At 49.2% G+C, this 7,273-nt stretch carries 7 protein-coding genes; 4 read left to right on the top strand and 3 right to left on the bottom strand.

Translation table 11 applies throughout. The features are described from left to right. Positions 1-42: 42 nt before the first annotated feature. On the bottom strand, positions 43-975 hold the full coding sequence (locus A918_RS0114605) for a DMT family transporter (RefSeq protein WP_022711777.1): 933 nt from the start codon (positions 973-975) through the stop codon (positions 43-45). Beyond that, positions 972-1,580: a TetR/AcrR family transcriptional regulator gene (locus A918_RS0114600; protein WP_022711776.1), complete on the bottom strand. Its 609-nt coding sequence runs from the start codon at positions 1,578-1,580 to the stop codon at positions 972-974. The genes A918_RS0114605 and A918_RS0114600 overlap by 4 nt, the downstream gene beginning before the upstream one ends. A 397-nt stretch (positions 1,581-1,977) precedes the next feature. On the opposite strand from A918_RS0114600, the gene A918_RS0114595 reads away from it, so the two are divergent. Then, on the top strand, positions 1,978-3,426 hold the full coding sequence (locus tag A918_RS0114595) for a GGDEF domain-containing protein (RefSeq protein ID WP_022711775.1): 1,449 nt from the start codon (positions 1,978-1,980) through the stop codon (positions 3,424-3,426). An 11-nt stretch (positions 3,427-3,437) separates the two neighbouring features. Here A918_RS0114595 and A918_RS0114590 read toward each other — a convergent pair whose 3' ends face one another. Then, complete coding sequence (locus A918_RS0114590; RefSeq protein WP_022711774.1) at positions 3,438-3,755, bottom strand: DUF982 domain-containing protein; 318 nt, start codon at positions 3,753-3,755, stop codon at positions 3,438-3,440. Between the two features lie 517 nt (positions 3,756-4,272). Here A918_RS0114590 and proV point away from each other — a divergent pair. From proV to A918_RS0114575, 3 genes are all read left to right on the top strand, one after another. Continuing rightward, positions 4,273-5,478 (top strand): glycine betaine/L-proline ABC transporter ATP-binding protein ProV, encoded by a 1,206-nt coding sequence (proV, locus tag A918_RS0114585; protein ID WP_028233844.1) that lies wholly within the window; start codon positions 4,273-4,275, stop codon positions 5,476-5,478. Between the two features lie 21 nt (positions 5,479-5,499). Continuing rightward, positions 5,500-6,417: a proline/glycine betaine ABC transporter permease gene (locus A918_RS0114580; protein ID WP_022711772.1), complete on the top strand. Its 918-nt coding sequence runs from the start codon at positions 5,500-5,502 to the stop codon at positions 6,415-6,417. 30 nt (positions 6,418-6,447) lie between these two features. Further along, positions 6,448-7,273 (top strand): glycine betaine ABC transporter substrate-binding protein (locus tag A918_RS0114575; protein ID WP_022711771.1); only part of this gene is annotated, 826 nt, incomplete at its 3' end.

The raw sequence follows: 7,273 nt of genomic DNA, 5'->3' as shown, positions 1-7,273 counted from the left end.
CAAGCGTTTTGAAGACTATCTCAAAACGCTTGCCTGACGAATTTACCGCACCTGCTCTTTCTTCGGAGCAGAGAGAATAACAAGACAGGATATTACCAGCAAAGCACCGAGCCATCCGAGTGGCGACAGGTTTTCACCAACGATTACAACGGCCAGCAAAGCGGCAATCACAGGTTCTGTGAGTGTTATAGTTGTTGCGGTACTGACGGAAATACGCGCCAGCGCATAACCAAATAAGACATAGCCGGTAAACATCGGTATGACAGCCATATAGGCACCGACAAGTGCATTATTCCATGAGGCCAGTAATGCCCCGCCGGTCAGCAGCAATATCGGCATCAGCAACAGGCCACCTGCTCCGAAAATTGACCCCATCGCTGCTTTTGAGGAAATGCCTTTACACATCAGCCGGTGTGCTGCCCATGCATAAAGGGCATAGGTCAGTCCGCCAACAAGTCCCAGCAATACGCCTGCCGCAGTCGCTCCCGCAGAAAATGCAACTGATGCTGTCTGATGGTCGCCGCCACCGAAAAAGCAAAGCAGAACAATGCCGGAAAGCCCGAGAGCCGCGCCGAATATCCATTGCTTGCTCAGGGTTTTACGATCAATCACCCATTCAATCAGCGCGGAAAATAAAGGTGCGGAACCGATCGTGACAACCGTGCCGACTGTGACACCCGCCAGATACATCGACGAGTAAAAGGCCAGCGGATAGACAGCCACAGAAACCGCGCCGAACAAGACGAGAAGCCATTGTTGCTGTAACTTGCTGTAATCGCGTTTCAATGCCCGCAAAGCGAGTAGGGCTTGCAAAAGCCCGCCTACTCCCATGGCAACCGCGCCGATGGCCATGGGCCCGACTTCGGGTGCAAAAGTTGCGGCAGTGCCGGTGGTGCCCCACAGAAAGGACGCGATTAAAACGCAGACAATGCCAAGCCCTGCACTATCCGTTTTGATAACTGATACATTGCTCATAAACCGGCCAAAATACTTTCTGCAAGACGTCTTGCATGCTGAACACGCTTACTATTGCCCTCAAGACCGGCGCGGGAGAATGAGCCTTCCAGCAGAAATGCCAGATGTTCTGCGGTCATTTCCACCTGCTCCGCTGTCAATGCTTTACCTGTTTGAGTGCGCCATTCCTGCAGGTGCTGAATAAGGAAATGCTCCACCTCTTCTTTATGGCGGCGCACAGCCTCCCTGCCCTTATCGCCCACGGTGAGTTCAGCTGCAGCATTCAACAAGCCGCAGCCGCGAAAACCGTTCTCATAATCATATTCAGCGTGGTCTCTGTAGGCATCAAACACGGCCATAACCCGCTCTTTCGGGCTGGCGGCAGGGGCTAAACGCGCAGCATATAAATCAAGCCATTCCTGATGCCTCAGCTCAATAAAAGCGGCGACCAGCTCTGATTTTGATGCAAAATTATTATACAGGCTCATTTTGGCCACGCCTGCTTTTGCGGTAATCATATCAATGCCGGTTGCGTTAATCCCGTAATTATAAAACAGAATACCCGCCGCATCGAGCAGACGATCACGCACAGATTGGGCTTTGGACGGCTTTGCAGAGGCAGACATAATTTCTCTTCTCAGTATTAGGTAGGTCAGTCTACATAATTAATTTTCAGCAGACAAGCGGTAATATATTTGTGAACGGAGTATTCATTTAAAAACAGCTATTTAAGCGTATCATTCATCAACAAGACATAATAATGAGAACACTTGGCGGGGCTTAAGCCGGTATAATTATGATCTCTGACTGACAACAAACAGCGTGCAATCTGCGCGTTGCAGGGAGATTTGCATCTGCCGGAATGAACGGTTTGATACCATTATCGGGCATGCTCTTTAACAGAGTTTAAGGCATTTTCAGTTAGGGGAACTTATTGGAATTGCTTTGGTTTTTAAAATTATGCGCATTCTTAAAGCCGAAAACAGATCAAAAGTTTCGGATTTTTAATATGCGCTCCAGCATATGAGTGATGAAGCTATGACGGTTATGAATGTCCCTGCTCTGCCTACAGAGATGTCCGGTGATGATATCCGTAATCCTCATATCTGCCTGACGCCTTCCGAGAGCGAATGGGTTCAGCTCATTCATAGCCTGCCTGATAATCTTGCAAAGCAGCTTGCCTGTCTGATCGAGGCGGATAAAGACCGTCTGGTTGGTGTTTTCTACGATCGGTTGCTGCAAAATCCGGATGCAAGTCCGTTTCTCTCTCAGGATGTGGTTCACGACCGCCTGCAGCATTCAATGCGCGGCTGGCTGCGCCGTCTTTTTGTTGAGCGAACCATGGATGTTGCGGTTTTTGTGGCTGAACAGCGCAAGATCGGCGAGGTTCATGCGCGTATTCAGGTGCCTATTCATGTGGTTATGCAAGGCGCGCGCCTGCTGAAAAACGAGATTGTTTGTCAGCTGCAAAGTCAGACAATCAGTCTTGGTGACTTTGCTGTCATGGCCGATTATGTCGGCAATGCCATTAATATTGCTATTGAATTTATGAGTCAGGCTTTTGTCAGCAATACCAAAAGCGATGCACAGACGGATGAAGCCTATCGTGCTTTCGCACTCAGTCAGGATGTGACACTGGAACGTGAGATCCAGCGTGCCAGCCTCATGGAGTGGAGCCAGTCAGTTCTGTTCAGTCTCTATGGTAACAGACGCGAAGCTGTGCTGCCCCTGCTCTCCAGTTCTGATTTCGGCCTGTGGCTGCATCATAAAGGCGATATGATTTTTCATGGTTCGCCGGTTCTGGAAAATATTCGTGCAGATATGAAATATATCGACACCGTTTTGCTACCGGCCATTGCCGGTGCCGATGCGGATCAAAATCTAACAGAACTGATTGAATCCTTTAAGAATAAAACCGGAGAGATCAAATTTCTGCTGGCAGAACTCTTTCAGGCTGCTGCTGCGATGGAAACCGGTCGCGATCCGCTGACGCGCACACTGAACAGACGCTTCCTGCCTTCCATTCTGTCGCGTGAGGTCAAAATGGCTTCACAAAACCGGATGGAGCTGAGTGTCATGATGGTCGATATCGATAATTTCAAACGTATCAATGACACTTACGGCCATGGCGGCGGGGATCATATTCTCCAGCAGGTGGCAGAAAGCATTTTCACGCATTCCCGTGCCAGCGATTTTGTCTTCCGTTATGGCGGCGAAGAGTTTCTTGTGGTGCTGATTGAAGCAAGCGCAAAGACTGCTTTGGAAACGGCTGAAAAACTACGACTGAAAATTGCCGGTCAGCAATTCTCACTGCCGGATGGCGGGTCACAAAATATTACGCTGTCGATTGGTGTTTCCACATTCAATGGTCATCCTGACTTCAGCCACTTGATTAAAACCGCAGATCAGGCGCTGTATCAGGCTAAGCAAAACGGCAGAAACCGCACGGAAGTTGCTATTCCTCTGTCTTGATGAGTGGAGGTTTACTCGCTAATGGCGGTGGCTGATATGCCTGTCGGAATTGCCGGTACTATTGCATCAGCTATATGCTTGTCTGTTTTGAAGTAATAGGGAATTTTTGCTTCATTGAGCGCAGCAATGAAATGTTTAATGATGAGTTCAATATTGGATTTCTTGTAATAATTCTGTGACAGAGTACATACCGCCACAGTATAGGATGTTCCGTATTTTACCGGCCAGTGGCACAGCAAAAACACAGATAAATCGGTCCAGCAGGATATTTTAAATACCTGCCCTTGCACCGGCTCGACAATAATAAAGAAGTTCCAGTCTTTCTCCATGTATTATCCATCGAAGATTGCGATATGCATGATGATACTTCATTTTTTCAAATATTAAAGCGTATATTTATAAAATTTAATATTGAATATTTAATAATAAAAATTTCATCTGTTTTGCGAAGTTTTTGATCTTTTACTTCATACTCTATCAATATTGCAGATTTTTCATCTGCTTTTGTATCGTGGAGATGGTGAGAATCTCCTCTGCATCAAATGCAGTTTCATAGGCTCATGGAGGCTTGTTTTATAGCTGCGCTACCTTTTTCTGATTATGCGCTGCGCCCTGAAAACATAGGGTTTTGCAGCAATTCCCATATGTTGGGTGGACTTTTTTCGATATTTCTATATATTATTGAATATCAGTTTAGATTTATCTGCAATTTCTAAATGAAATTTAAAGCATAATCTTTGCATTAATTTCGCAGATATTTCTCTTATTTAAATACAAAAGGAGAATAGGTCTGCCATTATGGCAGGGTTAACTTATTATATGGCTGTTTATACAATTAATGAGAGTATGAATGAGCCAAAGTCTGTAAAACTATCTTTAAAAGATGTTTTTAAAGTCTTTGGTGAAAAGCCGGAAAAAGCAATGAGCCAATTGCGTTCCGGAAAAAGCAAAACAGAGATCCACAAGGATACGGGCTGCACTATCGGCGTTGACGGTGCGAGCTTTGAAATTATGGATGGCGAGATTTTCGTCATTATGGGATTGTCCGGCTCCGGCAAATCCACACTTCTGCGCCTGCTGAACCGGCTGATTGAGCCGACCTCCGGCACCATTGCCGTTGACGGACGCGACATTACCAAAATGTCCAAAGGCGAACTGATCGACCTGCGCCGCCGCGATATGAGCATGGTTTTCCAGTCTTTCGCATTGCTGCCAAACCGTACTGTTCTCAACAATGCTGCCTTCGGCCTTGAAGTTGCCGGCATGGCTGAGGCCGAGCGCCATGAGCGCGCAATGCAAGCGCTCACGGCCGTCGGTCTGGAGCCCTATGCCCAGAGCATGCCCGACCAGCTTTCCGGTGGTATGAAACAGCGTGTCGGTCTTGCCCGCGCTCTGGCCAATGAACCGACAATCCTGCTGATGGATGAGGCGTTTTCCGCTCTTGATCCCCTCATCCGCACGGAAATGCAGGATGAGCTGATCCGCCTGCAATCGGAGAACAGCCGCACGATTATCTTCGTGAGCCACGATCTGGACGAAGCCATGCGTATCGGCGACCGCATCTGCATCATGCAGCACGGCAAGGTCGTACAGGTCGGCACACCGGATGAGATTGTTTCCGCGCCAGCAAATGATTATGTGCGCTCCTTCTTCAAGAATGTGGATGTGTCTCATGTGTTTTCTGCCGGTGATGTGGCGCGGAAAACCTTGCTGACGATCTTTGATCGTCAGGGTGTTTCTGCCGCTTCCGCATTGGAGCAGATGGAAACTACGGGGCGTGACGTTGCCGTTATTGTCGGCCGTGACCGCAGCTATCACGGCATGATCAGTCAGGACGGCCTGATTGAGAAGGTCAAAGCCAAATCCCCGCATCCGTACAGGGAAGCGTTCTTAAGCGATATCACCCCTATTGAAGCAAGCGAACCGCTTTCCAACGTGCTCGGCCGCGTTGCTGAAAGCCGCTGGCCGGTTCCGGTTGTTGATGAAAAAAACAGATATGTCGGTGCGATTTCCAAGTCGGCACTTCTGGAAACGCTCGACCGCGCCGGTTGAGCTGAAACGATTGGTATAAATATGGATATGAATTTTAGTATCGGCAAAGGTGCCGATATCACTGTGAATTACATTCTCGACCATTTCACACCGGCGCTGGATATGATTGCTGCGGTTATCGGCTTTGTTACCGGCGGTATTCAGGGCGGATTGCTGGCAATTCCGGCTGTTGTGGGTATTGCCATTCTGACATTGCTGTCGCTGTGGCGTGTGAGCTGGAAGTTTGCGATTTTCACTGCTCTCGCACTGGCACTCGTCCATCATATGGGACTGTGGTCGGGCACGATGGAGAGCTTGTCACTGGTGCTGGCGGCAACAATCATTGCCATTGTCATTGGTATTCCGCTGGGTATTGCCATGGCGCGCAGTGAGTTGCTGGCATCTTTCATACGTCCTGTGCTCGACCTGATGCAGACTATGCCTGCCTTTGTGTATCTCATTCCGGCGGCCATGTTCTTTGGTCTTGGCGCCGTGCCCGGTACAATCGCGACTGTGATTTTTGCTATGCCTCCGGTTGTGCGCCTGACCAATCTGGGTATCCGGCAGGTGCATGGAGAGTTTGTTGAAGCCGGTCTGGCCTTTGGCTGCACGGCAAAACAGCTGCTGTTCAAAGTGCAACTTCCCAATGCCCTTCCCTCAATTATGGCCGGTATCAACCAGACCATCATGCTGTCGCTGTCGATGGTGGTGATTGCCTCCATGATCGGTGCGGGCGGTCTTGGCAACACAGTGCTCACCGGTATTCAGCGTCTTGATGTCGGTACCGGTTTTGAGGGCGGACTTGCCGTGGTCATTCTGGCCGTTGTGCTTGACCGGATCACTCAGAGCTTCGGTAAACCTCAGCCAAGTCTGTTCAAGCGCTTTGCAGCGCTGCGCAAACAGCCGGAAGCGGAAACCGGAACCAAGAAAACAACATCCCTGCGCAAGCAGGAAGCTTAATTCACCTATAGAAACCTTAAAGGAGAAGATATGTTCGGGAAACTGACACGTCTAAGCCTGGCGGCATTGCTGGCGGGAACCATGGCAACTTCAGCATTGGCTGCAGGCGATGCCAAAGTGGTCAAACTTGGCTGGGCACCCTGGTCCGATGCTGAGTTTGTAACCAAACTCGCGGCTAAACTTATTCAGGATAATCTGGATCAGAAAGTTGAACTGGTGCAGACAGATGTTGCACCGCTTTATCAGGGCGTGAGCCGTGGTGATCTTGATGCCATGATGATGGCTTGGCTGCCTGCAACACATGCGGATTATTACAAGCGCGTTGAAGGTAAAGTTGAAGATCTGGGGCCGCTCTATGAAGGTGCAAAACTTGGCTGGGTTGTGCCTGCCTCCGTGCCCGAGAGCGATATCAAGTCGATTGAAGACCTAAAGAAAGCCGATATTCATGAAAAGCTGAAAGGCCAGATTCAAGGTATTGATCCGGGTGCCGGTCTGACCCGCCTTTCAGAAGAAGCAATCAAAAAATACGGCCTGAATTACAAGCTGCAGATTTCCAGTGAGGCAGCGATGCTGACCACGGTTGACCGTGCAACCCGCTCGGACGGCTGGTTTGTAGCGACGGCATGGAGCCCGCACTGGATGTTCGGCAAATATAAGCTGCGCTATCTGGAAGACCCTGAGGGTGCGCTTGGTGCCGCAGAGCATGTGAATGCCCTCGCCCGCAAAGGCTTTAAGGAAGATAATCCGAAGGTCGCCTCTCTGCTGGAAAAGATGAATATCCCGCTGGAAGACCTCGAAAAAGCGATGTTTGAGGCGCAGGAAACATCATACGATAAGGCCGTTGATAAATATATTG

It is taken from the genome of Pseudochrobactrum sp. AO18b (genome assembly GCF_000409565.1).
Classification (GTDB): Bacteria; Pseudomonadota; Alphaproteobacteria; order Rhizobiales; family Rhizobiaceae; genus Pseudochrobactrum; species Pseudochrobactrum saccharolyticum.
This window is presented reverse-complemented; position numbering and strand designations above follow the sequence as displayed.